The organism is Stomatobaculum sp. (genome assembly GCF_057248925.1).
In genome coordinates this window covers 1-18,229 of sequence record NZ_DBHIHF010000018.1, presented here as the reverse complement: position 1 = coordinate 18,229, position 18,229 = coordinate 1, and the positions used below count along the sequence as shown (strand labels likewise).

At 52.3% G+C, this 18,229-nt stretch carries 12 protein-coding genes and 2 pseudogenes; 11 read left to right on the top strand and 3 right to left on the bottom strand.

All coding sequences use genetic code 11. The annotated features are described in order from the left end of the window. The first annotated feature begins 33 nt into the window (after positions 1-33). The 5 genes from ACO4XG_RS07670 to ACO4XG_RS07650 all read left to right on the top strand — a co-directional run bounded on the left by ACO4XG_RS07670 (position 34) and on the right by ACO4XG_RS07650 (position 8,681). A complete protein-coding gene (locus ACO4XG_RS07670; RefSeq protein ID WP_308509588.1) occupies positions 34-2,610 on the top strand; it encodes a heavy metal translocating P-type ATPase in 2,577 nt (858 codons plus the stop codon). 347 nt (positions 2,611-2,957) lie between these two features. Beyond that, positions 2,958-4,751 (top strand): ABC transporter ATP-binding protein, encoded by a 1,794-nt coding sequence (locus tag ACO4XG_RS07665; RefSeq protein ID WP_308509587.1) that lies wholly within the window; start codon positions 2,958-2,960, stop codon positions 4,749-4,751. Continuing rightward, positions 4,748-6,481 carry an ABC transporter ATP-binding protein gene (locus ACO4XG_RS07660; protein WP_308509586.1) on the top strand — a complete coding sequence of 578 codons (1,734 nt, stop codon included), beginning with the start codon at positions 4,748-4,750 and terminating at the stop codon, positions 6,479-6,481. Before ACO4XG_RS07665 ends, ACO4XG_RS07660 begins: the two co-directional genes overlap by 4 nt. A gap of 293 nt (positions 6,482-6,774) precedes the next feature. Further along, positions 6,775-7,236 (top strand): MarR family winged helix-turn-helix transcriptional regulator, encoded by a 462-nt coding sequence (locus ACO4XG_RS07655; RefSeq protein WP_308509585.1) that lies wholly within the window; start codon positions 6,775-6,777, stop codon positions 7,234-7,236. Beyond that, a complete protein-coding gene (locus ACO4XG_RS07650) occupies positions 7,233-8,681 on the top strand; it encodes an MATE family efflux transporter (RefSeq protein ID WP_330670197.1) in 1,449 nt (482 codons plus the stop codon). Before ACO4XG_RS07655 ends, ACO4XG_RS07650 begins: the two co-directional genes overlap by 4 nt. 133 nt (positions 8,682-8,814) lie before the next feature. Here ACO4XG_RS07650 and ACO4XG_RS07645 read toward each other — a convergent pair whose 3' ends face one another. Then, positions 8,815-9,624 carry a gamma-glutamyl-gamma-aminobutyrate hydrolase family protein gene (locus ACO4XG_RS07645; protein ID WP_308509584.1) on the bottom strand — a complete coding sequence of 270 codons (810 nt, stop codon included), beginning with the start codon at positions 9,622-9,624 and terminating at the stop codon, positions 8,815-8,817. Between the two features lie 481 nt (positions 9,625-10,105). Here ACO4XG_RS07645 and nagA point away from each other — a divergent pair, with 481 nt between their 5' ends. From nagA to ACO4XG_RS07625, 4 genes are all read left to right on the top strand, one after another. Then, a complete protein-coding gene (nagA, locus tag ACO4XG_RS07640) occupies positions 10,106-11,263 on the top strand; it encodes an N-acetylglucosamine-6-phosphate deacetylase (protein WP_308509583.1) in 1,158 nt (385 codons plus the stop codon). Between the two features lie 28 nt (positions 11,264-11,291). After that, complete coding sequence (locus tag ACO4XG_RS07635; RefSeq protein WP_308509582.1) at positions 11,292-12,122, top strand: sugar phosphate isomerase family; 831 nt, start codon at positions 11,292-11,294, stop codon at positions 12,120-12,122. A gap of 188 nt (positions 12,123-12,310) precedes the next feature. Then, a complete protein-coding gene (locus ACO4XG_RS07630) occupies positions 12,311-12,985 on the top strand; it encodes a hypothetical protein (RefSeq protein WP_308509581.1) in 675 nt (224 codons plus the stop codon). Continuing rightward, positions 12,982-14,178 carry a radical SAM/SPASM domain-containing protein gene (locus ACO4XG_RS07625; RefSeq protein WP_308509580.1) on the top strand — a complete coding sequence of 399 codons (1,197 nt, stop codon included), beginning with the start codon at positions 12,982-12,984 and terminating at the stop codon, positions 14,176-14,178. Before ACO4XG_RS07630 ends, ACO4XG_RS07625 begins: the two co-directional genes overlap by 4 nt. Positions 14,179-14,412: 234 nt before the next feature. Here ACO4XG_RS07625 and ACO4XG_RS07620 read toward each other — a convergent pair. Continuing rightward, a pseudogene (locus tag ACO4XG_RS07620) lies at positions 14,413-14,610 on the bottom strand (IS256 family transposase); the annotation flags it as partial. A gap of 97 nt (positions 14,611-14,707) precedes the next feature. Here ACO4XG_RS07620 and ACO4XG_RS07615 point away from each other — a divergent pair. Both ACO4XG_RS07615 and ACO4XG_RS07610 read left to right on the top strand, forming a co-directional pair. Next, positions 14,708-15,897 (top strand): annotated as a pseudogene (locus ACO4XG_RS07615) (IS256 family transposase). A gap of 52 nt (positions 15,898-15,949) precedes the next feature. After that, on the top strand, positions 15,950-16,336 hold the full coding sequence (locus ACO4XG_RS07610) for an IS3 family transposase (protein WP_485129678.1): 387 nt from the start codon (positions 15,950-15,952) through the stop codon (positions 16,334-16,336). On the opposite strand, the gene ACO4XG_RS07605 is transcribed toward ACO4XG_RS07610, so the two are convergent. Next, positions 16,333-17,085 (bottom strand): hypothetical protein, encoded by a 753-nt coding sequence (locus ACO4XG_RS07605; protein WP_485129677.1) that lies wholly within the window; start codon positions 17,083-17,085, stop codon positions 16,333-16,335. The two genes, ACO4XG_RS07610 and ACO4XG_RS07605, sit on opposite strands and share 4 nt — an antisense overlap. Between the last annotated feature and the right edge of the window lie 1,144 nt (positions 17,086-18,229).

Below are 18,229 nucleotides of genomic sequence, written 5' to 3'. Positions count from 1 at the left end.
ACCGGATAGGACAAGCATAAGAAAGAAGGTAAGATGAAGCAATATACAGTCAGCGGAATGAGTTGTGCGGCCTGCCAGGCGCGGGTCGAAAAGGCGGTGTCAAAGCTGCCGGGGGTGAAAAGTTGCTCGGTGAGTCTGCTCACGAACTCCATGGGTGTTGAGGGCGATGTGACGTCAAGCGAGGTCATACAGGCGGTCGAGGCGGCGGGTTACGGCGCGGCCGAGAAGGATGCGGCGGAGCAGAGTCACGGTAGCTATCAAGCAAAGCTTGCGGCCGAGGAGGATGCCTTAAAGGACAGAGAGACGCCGAAGATGAAGCGGCGGCTCATCGCCTCGATTTTATTCCTCCTGCCGCTTCTCTATCTCACGATGGGACATATGATGTGGAAGTGGCCGCTCCCGTCCTTCTTTGACGGGAACCATGTCGCCATGGGACTGCTGCAACTCCTCCTTGCGGCCGCAATCATGGTCGTGAACCAGAAGTTCTTCGTGAACGGTTTTAAGAGCCTGTTCCACGGCGCGCCGAATATGGATGCGCTGATAGCCATCGGCTCTTCGGCGGCCTTCCTCTACTCGACTGTAATTTTGTTTTTGATGACGCGGGCCGTGGTAGACGGCAATCAGGCCAAGGTCACGGAATACATGATGGAGTTTTACTTTGAGACGGCCGCCATGGTACTCGCGCTGATTACAGTCGGCAAGATGCTCGAGGCCTACTCAAAGGGCAAGACGACGAGCGCCTTAAAGTCACTGATGAAGCTCGCGCCAAAGACTGCGAGGGTCCTCCGGAACGGCGAAGAAGTTACGGTTCCGGTCGATGCGGTTCGGGTCGGGGACATCTTCCGCGTGAAGCCCGGCGAGAATATCCCGGTGGACGGTCTTGTGGTCGCGGGAAACAGCGCGGTGAACGAGGCTGCGCTGACCGGCGAGAGCCTACCGGTCGACAAGGCGGTCGGCGACGAAGTGAAGTCCGCGACCTTGAACCAGTCGGGCTTCCTCGAGTGCCGCGCGACCAGAGTCGGTGAGGATTCGACCCTCGCGCAGATCATCAAGATGGTAAGCGATGCGGCGGCGACCAAGGCGCCGGTCGCAAGACTTGCGGATCAAATTTCCGGCGTCTTTGTGCCGGCGGTCATTCTGGTGGCAGTTGTGACCACCGTTATCTGGCTTCTCGCGGGCGGAAGCATCGGCTTTTCGCTGGCGCGCGGCATTGCGGTGCTCGTGGTGAGCTGCCCCTGCGCGCTGGGCCTTGCGACACCGGTCGCCATCATGGTCGGCAACGGTGTCGGCGCGAGACAGGGCATTTTATTCAAGAACGCAGAGGCTCTGCAGGAGACCGGCAATGTGCAGATTGTGGCGCTCGATAAGACCGGAACCATTACAAACGGCACGCCGGTTGTGACGGATGTGCTGCCGAACGGCGACCGGGATAAGCTGTTCCGCGCGGCCTATGCGCTCGAGGCAAAGAGCGAGCACCCGCTCGCGAAGGCGGTCGTTGCCTATGCCAAAGAGCAGGGTATTCCTTTGGAAGAGGTCGATGACTTTGCGGCGCTTCCCGGAAACGGCTTAAGCGCGCGGCAAAACGGCACGCAGCTCTTTGCCGGAAACCTGAGCTTTGTGCGCGGCAAGGTCTCGATTCCGACGGAACTCGAGGCAGCGGCGGATGCGCTCGCGGCGGTGGGAAAGACACCGCTCTATTTTGCGGCGGGACAAGAGCTCCTCGGTGTCATTGCGGTCGCGGACACGATGAAGGAGGACAGCGCGGCGGCAATCGCAGAGCTTAAAAAACTCGGCATCCATGTGGTCATGCTGACCGGGGACAACCAAAAGACAGCCGAGGCCATAGGCAAGCAGGCGGGTGTCAACGAAGTCGTGGCGGGTGTGTTGCCGGACGGCAAGGAGGCCGTGATTCGGGCACTCCGGGAAAAGGGCAAGGTCGCTATGGTCGGCGACGGCATCAACGACGCACCGGCGCTGACGCGTGCCGACATCGGCATTGCAATCGGTGCGGGCGCGGATGTGGCCATCGACGCGGCGGATGTGGTGCTGATGAAGAGCCGACTCACGGATGTCACGGCGGCGATACGCCTGAGTCGCGCGACTTACCGGAACATTCTGGAGAACCTCTTCTGGGCGCTCATCTACAATGTGCTCTTGGTGCCGACAGCGGCGGGCGCTTACCTGCATTTCTTCGGTATCGCGATGAACCCGATGCTTGGCGCGGCGGCAATGAGCCTCTCGAGTGTCTGTGTTGTGAGCAATGCGCTGCGTCTTAACCTGTTCCGCGTGCACGATGCGCGGCACGACCGGCCGCTGCGCCACCATGTTACCGTAAACCAATCGGGGCGGCTTTTGGAAGCCGTAAGCGCCGAAAAAGGCGCGGAAGGAGATCTTATGAAGAAGGAACTTACAATCAAGGGTATGATGTGCGGACACTGCGAGGCGACAGTCAAGAAGGCGCTCGAGGCACTGCTGGGCGTTCAGAGTGCAGCCGTGAGCCACGAGAAGGGCGCTGCGGTCGTGGAGCTGAATGCGGAAGTCAGCGATGAGACGCTGAAGCAGGCCGTGGAAGAGAAGGACTATGAGGTGACCGGCGTTAAGAGTCTCTGAGCCGGAAGCTTGATTTGCAACGCGAGAGCATGACCATGGTCTCCGGGGCGGCGAAAGCCGTACCCGGAGATTTTTTTTTGAAAAGAAACGACTTGCTGCGGCAGAAGAGGGTATTTTGTCTCAGGAAAGAGTTGAAAAAGCTAGACAGTAGCGTGCCGCGGCAAGTGATGTCCGGCGGAAAGCGGTAACGGTTTTACAAAAGTTATTAAAAAGCGCTTTCACGGCTTTTATTTATAAAGGCGAAGTGCTATCCTTAGTAGAGGTTAGGAGTATATAACCCGCCGCAATCAACGGGTGGCGGCGGACGGGGAGCGCCCCGGTCCGCGCAAAGAAAGGGGGAGAAATGTATGGCGGAAGCAAGCAAACAAAATGAGCCGGAAAAAGGGAGAATGGCGGGCTTTTTCTACTATGTGACAAAGTTTGCGGCGGTGAGCAAGGCAAGCTACCAAAAGAGCGTTGTGCTGGCCTGTGTCGGGGTTCTCTGCTCCATGGCGCCGTATTTTGTGATGGGGCACATGGTAAAAGAGCTTCTCCTTGGAGAGCGCGACTATGCCGTGTTTCTTCGAGAGGGAGCTGTGATGGCACTTTTTATTGTGCTCGGTATCGTCTTTCACACACTCTCGACCAACCTGTCACACAAAACGACCTTTGCGTTGATTGCGGGGATACGGACGGCACTCTTAGAAAAGCTTGCACGCCTGCCGCTCGGAACGGTGCGCGAGACGCCGTCCGGCGCGCTCAAAAATATCATGGTCGAGCGAACGGATGCGATTGAGACGACACTTGCGCATGTGGTGCCGGAAGTTACGGCAAACCTGCTTGCGCCGCTCCTCATGTTTTTGTATCTCTGCCGCATCGATTGGCGCATGGCGCTCTTATCGCTCGCGACCCTGCCGCTTACCCTGCTCTGCCTGATGGCGATGTTTCACGACTACGAGCGCCCCTTCCGCAGAACGCAGGAGACCACCAAGGCGCTGAATGATACGGCGGTCGAGTATATCGGCGGCATTGAGGTCATCAAGGCCTTCGGAAAGGCGGAGAGCTCTTATGCCCGCTTTGCGCGCGCGGCCGAGGAGAACGCGAACAGTTTCACCGACTGGATGCAGGCGACCATCGTGCCCTTTTCTCTCGGCATGACGATTGCACCGGCAACCCTGCTTGCGGTGCTTCCGCTCGGCGCGGTGTTTGTGATGCAGGGCACGCTCGCGTTTCATGACTATGTGATGATACTGATTCTCGCCTGCGGTCTGATTACGCCGCTCATTACGGCACTCAGCTTCAGTGACAGCATCGGCAAGGCGACTTCAATCTTCGGTGAGATTGACGCTGTCCTTACGCTTCCGGAACTCTCGCGCCCCGTAGGGAGCCGCGTCATGCCAAAAGGCAGCGAAGTGCGACTTTGCGATGTGCGTTTCGGCTACGGGGAAAAAGAAGTGCTGCACGGCATAAACCTTTGCATTCCGGAGGGAAAGGTGACAGCCCTGGTCGGTCCCTCGGGGAGCGGCAAGTCGACCATCGCAAAACTGGTTGCTTCCCTCTGGGACGTCGGGGACGGCAGCATCACCCTCGGCGGCGTCGATTTAAGAGAGCTTTCGACGGAGGACTATAACCGGCAAGTTGCCTACGTTTCTCAGGACAGCTTTCTCTTTAACACGACGGTGCGGGAAAACATACGCATGGGAAGACCGGGGGCAAGCGATGCGGAAGTCGAACAGGTTGCGCGGGACAGCGGCTGCTATGACTTTATCGCAGAACTCGAGAACGGTTTTGACACCGTGGTCGGCGGGAGCGGGGCGCATTTGTCGGGCGGTGAGCGCCAGCGCATTTCGATTGCCCGCGCGATGATGAAGGATGCGCCGCTCCTCATCTTAGATGAGGCGACCTCCTATGCGGATCCGGAAAATGAGGCGCTGATTCAGCGCTCTGTGGCAAGACTTGCGCAGAATAAAACGCTGCTGGTAATTGCGCACCGGCTCTCGACCATTGTGAATGCGGATCAAATTGTTGTGGTACAGGCCGGGAGGATTGCGGCCTGCGGGACGCACGAGGCGCTGCTAAGAGAGAGTCCGCTCTACCGAAACATGTGGGAGGCGCACAGCAGCGCAAGGGACCGCGCGGAGGAAGGAGGGCTTTCCGAATGATTGCGACACTCAATAAGTTTTTTGCCTTTTGTTCCGCAAAACACCGCCGTATGTTTTATGGGGCGCTTTTACTCGGGGTATTGATTGCTTTTTGCGAAGTGCTGAAATACCCGGCAATCAACCTGATACTCCACGGTTTTTCGGAAAAGAGGATGACGGGTAAGCTGATACTTTTCAGTTTTCTGCTCCTGCTCATCGGCGTACTTGCGGAGGCAGCGTTCCGCGCCAAGCAGGCCATGCTCCAGTGCCGCGCGGGCTACGGGGAGTGCGCGAACAAGCGCATAGAAATTGCGGAAAAGCTGCGCTTTTTGCCCATGGGCTATTTTAACCGCAAGAGCCTCGGTGATATCAGCTCGGTGACCACCAATACCATGGAGCAGCTCGGCGATGTGGCAACCCTCGTGGTCATGCAGACAACCCAGGGGCTTCTCAACACAGCGCTCATTCTGTTGATGCTTTTACTCTTTGATTGGCGTATCGGTCTCATTGCCCTTACCGGCGTGCTGCTCTTTGCCCTGATTAACGCCCGCATGCAGCATGAAAATGAGTCCTTGTCCAAACAAAAAATAGCGAACGACACCAAACTCGTCGAGAATGTGCTCGAGTACATTCAGGGAATTTCCGAGGTGAAGTCCTACGGGCTCAGCGGAGAGTCCGAGCGAAAGCTGAAGGATAGCATTGCGGAATCCGCCCGCGTGATGACCGAGTTGGAGCTTGCGTCAAACCGCTACATGCCGCTCCAAAACGGGGTGCTGAAGCTGACGGGACTCGGGATTTTACTGGTCTCGCTGCGCTTTTATCTGGACGGAAGCATGGACCTCATCACCGCGGTTCTGATGATGGTTATGGCCTTTCATGTTTTCGCGGGACTTTCGAGCATGGGCTCTTATTCGGCTCTGCTTCGCATGGTGGATCTCTGCGTCACGCGGGGGCAGGAGATACTCTCTCTCCCGTCGATGGAAATCGGGGGAGAGGACTATAAGCCGCGGACAGAGGACATCGAACTTGAGACCATAGACTTTGCGTATGGGAGCCGGAAGGTGATAGACGGCATCTCGCTTCACATTCCGTCCGGCACAAGCGCGGCCTTTGTGGGTCCCTCCGGCAGTGGCAAGACCACGCTCTGCCGACTGATGGCCCGCTTCTGGGATGTGCAGCGCGGCGCGGTGCGTCTCGACGGGAAAGACGTGCGGGACTACTCGATCGACTCGCTGATGGAGAACTTCAGCTTCGTGTTCCAATCGGTTTACCTCTTTCACGACACGGTCGCAAACAACATACGCTTCGGAAAGCCGGATGCGACCATGGAGGAAGTCATTGCCGCGGCAAAACAGGCTTGCTGCCACGACTTCATTATGGCGCTCCCGGAGGGCTATGACACCGTAATCGGAGAGAACGGCGCCTCGCTCTCCGGCGGGGAGCGGCAGCGCATCTCGATTGCGCGGGCCATCATGAAGGATGCGCCCGTTATTATCCTCGATGAGGCGACCGCCAACGTGGACCCGGAGAACGAGAAGGAACTCATGGAGGCAATCGCGGCGCTCACCAGGGAGAAGACGGTCTTACTGATAGCGCACCGCCTGAAAACCGTGCGGGACGCAAATTGTATCTTTGTGCTTGACCGCGGGCGCATTGTACAGCGCGGAACCCACGAAGAACTTCTCAGGGAGGACGGCATATACCGAAGATTTGTGGAGGCGAGAAGCGAGGCGCTCAGCTGGAGAGTATGAATTCGAATACGAAAAGAGCCGCGGCGAAAGGGAACTTTCGCCGCGGCTCTTTTTTGTTCGCAGATTTTGTCCGAAACCTGTCATTTGAGAAATACAGCTGTGGTGTGAGCTTTGTTTCCGGCGTGCTACCCTGTTTTTTCGGGAAGAACTGCCATGTTTTTCGGAGGTTTTGCGGATGACAACATTTTGTTCGGCTTTCCGGTACGGGGGAGGGCTATCTGTCGCTTGACAGCCGAAAGCTGTCGGAATATAATAACCTACGATAATTATCTTTGATAATAAAAGGAGGCGCTGTGGAAGCACTGAACGAGCGGAAAATCAAGCGTATGATGGATGCGATGTATCTTGCAAAGCGCATCTGGGAACTGCAGCCGGAGCTGCCGGAGGGCATTAGCAGTACGGAGATGCGCGTTTTGGATGCGGTGGAACAGCTCGCGGCTGCGCAGAAAGCGGTCTATGTGAGCGATATTGCGGCTGCACTGAAGCTTCCCCGCCCGGGGGTCACGCGTGCGGTCAAGGTAATGACCCAGCGCGGTTATTTTGAAAAGGAGACGGACGGCAAGGACAGACGCTATGTGGCCGTGCGCCTCAGCGAAGCGGGGAAGTGCTTTTATGAGAAACACGACCGGGATTACTTTGCGGGGCTCAAGGCGAAACTCGGCGGCATAGAGGCGAGCGATGCGGAGACCATGATTGCCTGCATTGAAAAGGTCTACGCGCTGCTCCACGGGAGTGAAGAAGAGGAGAAGAGATGAGAGAAGGACGCGGAGAAGAAATCAGAGCAGAAATGAAAACAGAGCTGTCAGAACAGGCAGAAAAAGAGAGAGGAGCGGCGCAGGAAGTGAGCGGACGCCTGTCGGAAAACAGCGATTTTACCAGAGGCTCCATACCGAAAAAACTGATTCTCTTCATGCTGCCCGTGCTCGGCGCCTTGATTTTGCAGGCGATGTACGGCGCGGTCGATCTGCTGATCGTGGGGCGCTACGGCAGCACGGCGGGGATATCGGGTGTGTCGACCGGTTCCCAGATTCTGAACCTGATTACCTTCATGGTGAGCGGTTCGGCCATGAGCATCACGGTTTTAATCAGTCGCTATCTCGGTGAGAAAAGGGACAGTGAACTGGGTTCCTTGATCGGCGCTGCGACTGTCATCTTCGTCCTGATTTCGACGGCGCTCTTTGTGCTGATGGTTTTCTTTGCGGAACCGCTTGCCACACTCATGCAGGCGCCTGCGGAGGCAAAGCAGCTCACGGCGGACTATATCCGCATCTGCGGCGCGGGCATTTTCTTCATTGTCGCCTACAATGTGATTGCGGCCATTTACCGCGGACTCGGTGACAGCAATTCGCCCCTCCTCTTCGTCGGCGTAGCCTGCGCGATCAATGTGGTCGGAGATCTCTTCTTTATCGCGGTGCTCGGTATGAACGTGGCGGGCGCGGCGCTCGCAACCGTATTGGCGCAGGCGCTCAGTGTGCTCTTTTCCCTAGTGATGCTTCGAAAAAAGCAGCTCAGCTGCCGCTTTCGGCGGAGCGACTTTCGCTTGAACGAGCAGAGTGCGCGTATTCTAAAAATCGGCTTTCCGCTCGCATTACAGGAGCTGCTGACCCAGAGTTCCTTTGTCGCGATCTGCGCCTTTGTGAACCGCCTTGGGCTTGAGGCCTCCTCGGGTTACGGCGTGGCGAGCAAGTTAATCGGTTTCATCATGCTGGTGCCGAGCGCCCTCATGCAGTCGCTCGCAAGCTTTGTCTCGATGAATGTCGGCGCGGGCGATGAAAAGCGCGCGGAGAGAGCTGCCGTGACCGGTGTGTGGATCTGCGAACTTGTCGGAATCGTGGTCTTCTTCCTAGTGCTCCGCCACGGAGACCTACTCTCGGCTGTCTTTACGGCGGACAGCGCCGTCATAGCCAAGAGCTTTTCTTATCTGAAGGGCTTTGCGCCGGAAGTGCTCTTAACCCCCGTGCTTTTTGCCTTCATCGGTTACTTCAACGGGCACGAGGCGACGCTCTGGTCCATGGAGCAGGGACTCTTGCAGGTCTTTCTGGTTCGCCTGCCCTTCTCTTTCTTCATGAGCATACAGCCGAATGCGAGTCTTCGGCACATTGGCTACGCGGCGCCGCTCGCGACGGCCTTTGGCATTTTGATCAATACCGCGTATCTCTTGTATTACCGAAAGAAGTATTTGACGGAAAAGCGCTGTTAAGGCAGTGTTACAAGCGAAAAGGAATCCCGAAGTTTATCCGGGATTCCTTTTTTTCATGGGGGCGATGCTGCTGCCTTAGGGTCAGTCATAAGGTATCAGGAACGTTGAATCCGATACAGATGCAAAAAACTACTTATTTCTGCTTCTTGGTTTCTGCCGCTTTGAGGAGATTCTGATAGAACGGGAGATAGGCATCCTTGCTGTCTTCGACAATCAGCGCTTCCGGGTGGAACTGCAGTCCCATGAAGTAGGTATTGTCATCCTTCACGACAGCCTCGATGATACCGTCGGCAGACTTGGCGACGACCTTCAGGTGATCGCCGAGTTTGTCCACAGCCTGGTGGTGCCAAGAGTTGACCTCATAGGTACCCGCGCCGCCGAAGGCATCCGCCACAATGTTGTCGCCGTCAACCGTGATGTCGTGGTAGACAAAGACCTTGTGGTTCGGATCGCGGTGAATGATGTCGCTCTCGACTTTGGACGGAAAGTCCTGGTACAGCGTTCCGCCGCAGATGACATTCAGGAACTGCATGCCTCTGCAGGTGCAGAGCGTCGGGATATCCGCCTTGATGGCCGCATTGATCAACGCATAGTCGGAGACATCGCGCGCTTCATTGGTCTTCTCGAGAAGCGGATCCTTGGCCTCGTGATAGTAGGAGGGATCAATGTCCTCGCCGCCGGTCATGACAAGCGCATCCAGATCCTTCAGGGCTGCCGCTGCCTCTTCTTCCGTCTTGAACTGTGCCAGATAGACAGGTTCGCCGCCCGCCTTGATGACGGCATTGCAGTAGTCGTCTTTCGCGGTGTCGAGATTATCCTCCGACCAAGAGATGCCGACCTTCAGCTTCTTGGTCTCCGCCTTCTTTGTGCCGCCACAGGCGCAGAGCGAAACAGCCATTGCCACAGTCAGTACCAGGCTTGCAAACTGCCTCAATTTTTTCATAATAGTCCTCTCTTTTGCAGCAGACACCTCCCCTCTGTACAGGTAAATCTTAACACACACTTGTCGCTTTTTAAACAGATATTCGGGCGATAAAATAAAGATTTACGGTAAAAACGATTCAGAAAAGCAGACAGCACATGTAAAAACATGGAAAAACATTGCTGATTTGGCTGTAAAATGCAAAAATTTATTAAAAATATATAATAACCGGAGCGGAGGGAAGACGGCTGCGTTCTGCCGCGAATTTGCGCACAGATTCTTTGGGGGAACGGCGCCACAGATCCTTTCACCGTCGGCGGACGGTGGTGACTTTGCTATTTTGTTGACAATGTGGGGAGCCGTGTCGACTTTGAAAATCGAGTATCATAATAGTGCACAGAAAAAAACGAAATCAAAGGCTCTGAATTGTCGTGAGACTTGAGAAAGTGCCCGGAATGGACTACACTGGAGCAGGTACAGTTCGGACGGGAGGGAGGAAGATATGCTCTTAAAGAACGGATCCTTTTACTACGAAAAACGCCTGGTGCCGGGAGATCTCCGCGTGACGGGCGAGACCATCGCGGCATTCTCGCCGCAGACCCAAGGAGGCCTCACGCCGCTTGCAAATGAGGAAGTGCTGAACTTAGGAGGCGCGGCGGTCATACCGGCTTTTTTGGACATTCACACGCACGGCGCGGTCGGCGTGGATGCGAATGCGGCGAGCGCCGAGGACTTTGAAAAACTGGCACGCTTTTTTGCGCGTCAGGGGACGGGCAGCTTTCTCTGCTCGATTCTCACCGATACGGAAGAGCAGACGGAGCGTGCCATTCAGGCCTTCCTCGATTGGAAAAAACTGCCGCACGCGGGCGCGGATTTGCTCGGCATACACTTAGAGGGGCCGTTTTTATCCCCGAAGCATAAAGGCGCGATGCCGGAGAGCCTGCTCCGCAAGCCGGACTATGACTTGATTGCCCGCTACCAGGAAAAGGCAGAGGGGCATATTCGCTATATCACCCTTGCGCCCGAGTTGCCGGGTGCCATTGAGCTGATTCCGAAGCTCCGCGCCCTCGGCATTGTCACCGCCCTCGGGCATTCGGACGCGGATTACCGCACCGCAGAGCGCGCCATTTTTGCGGGCGCGCGCGCGGCGACGCACACAGGCAACGCGATGCGGCCGTTTGACCGCCATGAGCCCGCCATCTTCGGTGCTGTGCTCGCCTCGGAAGAGGTCTACTGCGAAATGATTTCGGACGGCCTGCACTTACACCCGGGCAGCATCTGCCTCTATTTGCAGGCGAAGGGACTTGACCGCGCAATCGCAATCACGGACTCCATCATGGCGGCGGGACTGCCGGACGGCGAGTACATGCTCGGTGTTAACGAGGTTGTGGTGAAGAACGGTGACGCGCGCTTAAAGCACGGGGCTGCCCGTGCGGGAAGCACGCTCACGATGGCGCGCGCCTTCCGGAACTTGAGAATGTTTACCGGGCGGCCGACCGCAGAGTTGGTTTCGCTGCTCTCGGAGAACGCAGCGCGCCTTCTCGGGGAGGAGAAGAGAATCGGAAATCTCACCCCGGGCAAGCAGGCGGACCTTTTGGTTTTGAAAGAGGATGAGATTCACCGCGTCATGCTTCGCGGCGCGTTTTGTAACTTTGACTGAGAACAGGGAAAGCAGAGAAGGAGGCATCATGGCAGGAAATTCGTATCATTCTTATTATGAGATCGGCAGAGAAGAACTCGAAAAGGGCGCAAAGATTCCGATTATGGTTTGCAAGGAGCCGGGAGAAGCGTTCTACGAGCTCGCGCTCGAGATGGTAACGGAGATCGAGAAAAACAATGCTGCTGGACGTCGCACGGTGTTCATTTGTCCGGTGGGACCGGTGGGACACTACCCGATTTTTGTGCGCCTGGTGAACGAGAGAAGGGTTTCGTTAAAGGACTGCTGGTTCTTCAACATGGACGAGTACCTGACCGATGAGGGCGAATGGGTTGCCAAGGAGGACAGACTTTCCTTCCGCGGCTTCATGGAGAGAACCGTATACAGCAAGATTGCGCCGGAACTCAACATTCCCGAGGAACAGCGCATTTTCCCGGATCCGCATCACCCGGAGAAGGGCGATGCGCTGCTGGAAGAACTCGGCGGCGCGGATATCTGCTTCGGCGGCATCGGCATCACCGGGCATCTCGCATTCAACGAGCCCCAACCGGAGCTTTCCCCCGAGGAGTTCGCGGCACTCCCGACCCGCGTCCGCACGATTGCGCCGGAGACCCGCGCGGTGAACTCAATCGGTGACCTTCGCGGCGCGCTCGAGGACATGCCTTCGCTCTGTGTGACCATAGGCATGAAGCAGATTCTATCGGCAAAGAAAGTGCGTCTCGGCATGTTCCGCGACTGGCATTACTCGGTGATTCGCCGCGCAGCTTACGGTGAAGTCAGCGCTGCCTTCCCGGTTACGCTCCTGCAGCGCCACCCGGACGCCAAGATGTATATGAGCGAGCGCGTCGCGAGCGGAAATTAACCTTGTAAAAAAATTTTCGGCGGAAAAGCTGGGAAATTTTTATAGGGGATAGTTTTTAGGAGTTAGAGTTTATCTGGCTGGAAAAGGCGGTAGAAGTAGAAAGGAGTCGTTGAGAGCTTATACTTGGCAAGAAAACATTTTTGTTATGTATGGTGAAGTTTAGCGAAGAGTATGGAGGGAAAATAGAGATGATGGAGAGGAGTCAAAACGGGATTAATAAGTATAATAATCTCAATGCGAATTATGTAAACGTATCTAGTGCCAGCCTTTCGGCAGGATGCAATCCTTGCTCACCTGATGAGGTTAGAGATGGAAGCCAGTGCAATCCTTGTCATCCCTGCTATCCGGATCAGATTACAGATGGTGAACAGTGCAATCCCTGCCATCCCTGCTATCCAGATCAGATTACAGATGGTGGTCAGTGCAATCCCTGTCATCCTTGTTATCCGGATCAGATTACAGAAAGTGAACAATGCAATCCTTGCAATCCTTGCTATCCGGATCAGTGGAGAGATGGGGGAAACTCCTCTGGTGGAGGGTGCTTTATCACTTCGGCCTGTGTGGAAACACTGAATTTACCCGATGATTGCGATGAGCTGCAAACCCTGCGCGTTTTACGCGATAAGCGGAAACTGTATGATCAGCAGTTCAGCGCGCTGGTGGACGAATATTATCGGATTGCACCGGCCATTGTTTCCGCGATTGATCATATGCCGGACCGTCTTGCACGTTATCGGGATATCTATGAGCGTATGGTTGTACCTTGTGTTGCAATGGTGAAGCAGAATCGTGAAAATGACGCCGTACAGCTGTATACCGATACGGTATTGGAGTTGAAGCGCCGCTATCTGGAGGAGGCATGAAGTATTATTGCATCTCTGATCACTGTCGTTGGGTCAAAGGTAGCAAGGCCAGCGCAATTTACGATTTGCGGCATGGACAGGTTTACGCTCTGAATGAGGATGCGACACAGCTACTCTCACTGGCTTTGTCCGGTAAAGCTTTACCGGAGGATAGTTCTTTTTTGGATTCTTTGGAAATGGATGGGCTCGTCAATGATCATTCTTGTGCCATTGTAGAACATCGAGTCCGCCCGGTTATCCGTTATGCATGGCTCGAATTGACCAATCGCTGCAATTGCCGCTGCCTGCATTGCTATGGTGCTTTTGGCTTGCCTTGTGAGTCTGAACTGGCAAATGAATTAAGCACAGAGGAATGGAAAAGGGTGCTTGAGCAATTAAAATTCATGGGCTGTGAGGCTTTTCAGTTTATTGGTGGTGAACCGCTCATGCATCCCGGTTTCAGCGAATTGTTGCGCTATGCAGTCGAGCTCGGCATGAAGCGGATTGATATTTTTACCAATGCCTATTTGTTGACAGAGCCGTTGGCAGACCTCATTGCTGAAGTCGGCGCGAGCGTTCGTGTGTCCCTATATGGTCATAATGCAGCATCTCACGATCATATTACCCAGCATAAGGGCAGCTTTGCTCGCCTAGATCACAGTCTTGATTTGCTACATGAGCGGAATGTGCCTGTGAACATTGCCGTAGTGATGATGCGGGAAAACCAGCATCTGCTGCCGAAAATTCGCGGGTATATCGAAGGCAAAGGACTGCGCTTCAACGGCTTCGATACCGTGCGGACAGTGAAACACAGCCCGCAGTCCAGTCATGCGGTCACCGATCCGGAGATTAACGCAAAGCGCATCATAAGCAGACCTAGATTTAAAACCTCTTCGGATGGCTTTGCTGTCAATCATCAGTGGAACAGCTGCTGGTTTGGCAAGTTTTCTATCACAGCTTCCGGAAATGTGATTCCCTGTATTTTTGCGCGTGACTTGTCCTGCGGAAATATCCGAACGGATACCAAGGAAGATATTCGAGAAAAGCTGCTAGGTTATTGGAGAGTCACTAAAGATCAAGTGGATGGATGTCGGGACTGCGAATTTCGCTATGCCTGCGACGACTGCCGACCCTTGGCTATGGGCGATGGGAATGGCCTTTACGGAAAATATCCTCGTTGTATGTATGATCCACAGCAGTGTAGCTGGGAGTAGTGCTGAGATTATTACAGTAGATGATAGCTGGCAGAACTAAGAAGAGGTGGAATTTTAGAGGAGAGTTGTTAGAATACTGGAACAGATGTATTGATGCAATAAGTGCCGTGTGTATCGGATCAACGGAGATGTGATTCAGATTGTCCAGTGCGGTTCTCACTACAGAGATAAGTAAAAAACGGCAAGAAAAAAAGCAGAGCGGAAATTCGGCTAAGCGGACAAAAAGAGTTGGTGCTAGCTCCAGAGTTCGGGGTAGGGAGTCGTCCTATGAAGTTCGCTCCATACGATTGCATCACCCCATGTCGGGATTGAACTTTCTATCTTTTTCTGCGGCGAAAGTCTTTTGTATATCTCCGCGATACTTCCGTCCGTTGGCATTACCTTTAACAGTTCCTTTGCAGAAAGCGGCTCTGGTGAGGATAAGGTATGATAAGTTGCGCAAATTGAAAATCATATAAAGAAGACATGGTTTGCACCCCTCTGGTAGAATGAAGTTGCGAGACAACACTCAGAAAGGAGACAACAAACCATGTCTGATAAGATTGTACAGTTCAACGAGGAAGTTATCAAGGGGCAGCTGAAAGAACTGGTCCGAGGTAGTGTCGAGGAGACTTTAATGACCTCCTGGAAAAAGAAGCCGAAGCTCTTACACAAGCAGCTCGTTATGAGCGCAATGAAGCGCGCCGGGGTTATCGAAGCGGACACTATGATCGAAACCTTACAACGACTTCCGGCGATGTTACGCTACATATGCCACGTTTAAAGGGAATTCCTTTTGAGACTGCTATCATTGAACGCTATCGCCGTCGTGAAAGTAGTGTTGAGGAGGCTCTTATCGAGATGTATCCGGCAGGTGTGTCTGTCCGTCGCGTTGAGGATATCACAGAAGCACTTTGGGGAACTAAAGTCTCTCCGGGAACAATCAGCGAGCTGAATAAGAAGGCCTATGCTCGCATCGAAGTATGGAGAAGCCGCCCTTTGACAGGGAAAGAATACCCATACGTCTATGTCGATGGAATCTATCTTCGTCGCAACTGGGGCGGTGAATACGAAAATGTGGCGATTCTGGTTGCGATTGCAGTCAATCGAGATGGTTTTCGTGAAGTTATTGGCGCTGCTGAGGGAATGAAGGAAGATAAATCCAGCTGGGTCAACTTTTTTCAGTGGTTGCGCGAAAGAGGCTTAAATGGCGTAAAACTCATTGTCGGAGACAAGTGCCTTGGAATGCTTGAAGCTGTAGGTGAAGTGTTTCCTGAGGCCAAGTATCAGCGTTGTACAGTCCATTTTTATCGCAACGTTTTCTCGGTTGTCCCGAGATCTAAGGTAAGTCTTGTGGCAAAAATGTTGAAAGCAATTCGTGCACAAGAGAGTAAAAAGGCTGCGCGAGAAAAAGCTGCAGCTATAGCCGCCGAGCTTCAGGAAATGAAACTGAAAGAAGCCGCTAAGAAGGTCTCTGAGAGTATCGAAGAAACTCTGACTTACTACGATTTTCCAAGCGAACATTGGATGAAGATTCGGACGAATAATACGATTGAGCGTCTGAATCGTGAGATTCGGCGCAGAACCCGTGTTGTGGGAACATTTCCGGATGGAAACTCAGCGCTAATGCTGGTTTGTGCCCGGCTTCGTTATGTTGCAGGAACCCAGTGGGGGAATAAGAAATATATGAATATGATGCACCTGGAGGTGAATGAAGAAAACGCCTCCATTGCAGGCTGACTTCATTTAATCAGAGAATGCAAACTAATTTGCGCATAAATCTTGACGGTACCTGTGTAAACTTGGCCATATCGCCAGAGCTTCGTACTACAAATGGAAAAGCAGATTAGATAATGAAAATGTCGTTCTTAACGGGCGTATAGCCAAAAAAGTGTTGCAGATCCATGAGGAGCATCCAGACATGGGATACAGGCGTATCCGTGACACACTGGAACACGATTATGATATATGTGTCAACGATAAGTGCGTCCTTCGTATTTGCCGGGAAAAGAAAATCCGGTCCATGATAAAACATCGTTATAACTGTTGCACGAAACCAGCATCAGATCCAGCCTATGTAGCAGAAAACGTACTGAACAGGGAATTCCATGCTGACAATCGAACACCGTACCGAAAGGCATTACATACAAAGGAATTATTCAAACGCACTGAGTACTAAATCCCATGAATGTTATAACTCAGCACTAGGAGAAAGAGTATTGCAATTATCAAGACAAAAGCAAAGATTGCACCTGTTTTGTCACCCGAAGAACCAGCAGAGTCGGGTTCATTTTTGAAATCATCACTTCTGTTAATTGCATAAGCGCCCTTTTTGCGCTCGATATCTTTAGATATTGCAGCGTTCGCGCAAATATCTTCGTACTCGAGTTTTTTGACTACTTCTTCAAATCGTGGACCCCATAGTTTTGCTTTTTTTCTTAAATCGTAAAACTGTGAAACCATGGATTTAATATCATTTTCACTAAATACGGAAATATAGTTATAAAAAGAACTTTCACTGCAAGTGTTAATTTTTAAAATCACGAATTCTCTAATGCCAAATTTCTTGGCCATACTGACATTATCTCTGTTTGGAGCTATGTCGAAACAGGCTCTGCAGCTCTTTTGGGACTCGGTTTTGAGGGAACTGCCATTTACCTCAGTCAATACTTTAACGCGTTCACCCGTGAAATACTCTCTCCAAACCCCATTTTCCCTGACGACATACAAATATGGTGCTTTACCAAGATTAGAATCATTTGTTGGAAGGTGTATGTATTCCATTCCAGTGTCAAAGTCTTGAATACCTAGGGAAGGTGCGAAAATGCTGATTCTTTCGGCAAACCTACCATATCCAAGGACATCAGAGACATATGAAAATGCCCCAAATCCATAAGCATCAGCCCATCCATATCCTTCAATTGCCATCTTACTTAACATCCTCTATAAAAAGACTTAAATTCATACCTACAGTTATTGCATTGACAAGGTTGGCTTTTCGAGTTGTTGTCAAAAATCGGTGCTTTAAACAGGATTTTGTGTGCCTGGGCAAAGCATACATAATACTTCAAATCTAAGTTTATGCTATCTGATAAGATGTCCGTTATAGTTGTCTAGTCTGTCCTCTTTCAATCCAATTATTGATTATGCTAATCAATGTTACATTTACCAATTTACAATCTCCTTTCAATTTGTGAACATGCGGGAATTGCCAATATCTTACTATACTATACCACATCATTTTGTCCCATGACTTCAGGATTGCTTTGTGGTATCTTGCATGGTGAGGAGGGGAATTCTGAGCACTAAACAATGCGTCCCTCAGAATTTTTGGGATATTTTGAGGGACGTCTTGTCTTACGAAAACTTTGTGATAGTTCCACCATCCGGCCAGACTACAGCATATAAGCTAAATTTCGTTTTGAGATCGGTCGCTTCAGCGTTGGCAATAGCCTTATATACTATATCACCAAATTCATCGGAACTTTCAATCATAGTCACAAATTTTCCAGTGGCAGAAGCTAGATAAAAGCTATTATCTTCGGTTGTATCATGTTCTGTATGTATTGCAAAATCTCATTTTCGGGAATACGCGATGAAGTTGCACTTATATATCCACCATTGTTGTCCCCAACTGATAGATACTTTGTAACACCCTCATCCGTACTCGTAAGTGCGAAGCAACTATCATCGTGAAGCATAATAGATAGACGTCGAATGATTCCTGCATTTTCAAGTTATCGCTGCGGCAATTACATAAATCCAATCTTACGGTTTCATTGAGGGATCTAAACGCTTTTTGGATACTGTCAAAGTCGAAGTCAAAAAGACTTCTGGTATCTAGCAGCAAGCGACAAAACTGTATACATATAGCATATATAATATCCCAAGAAAGTGGAGGAGTTATGTTCTAAGTATAGTGAATATCAAGAGAAATATCAATGCTTTTGCGACAAATCAATCGTCATTTTTACTGTGGATGATTGTAAGATGAACTAAGACAATAAAAAAGAGCCAATGACGAACTCGTGGTATGATGAAGCTACCACACACCAACACACCAGGAGGTTCG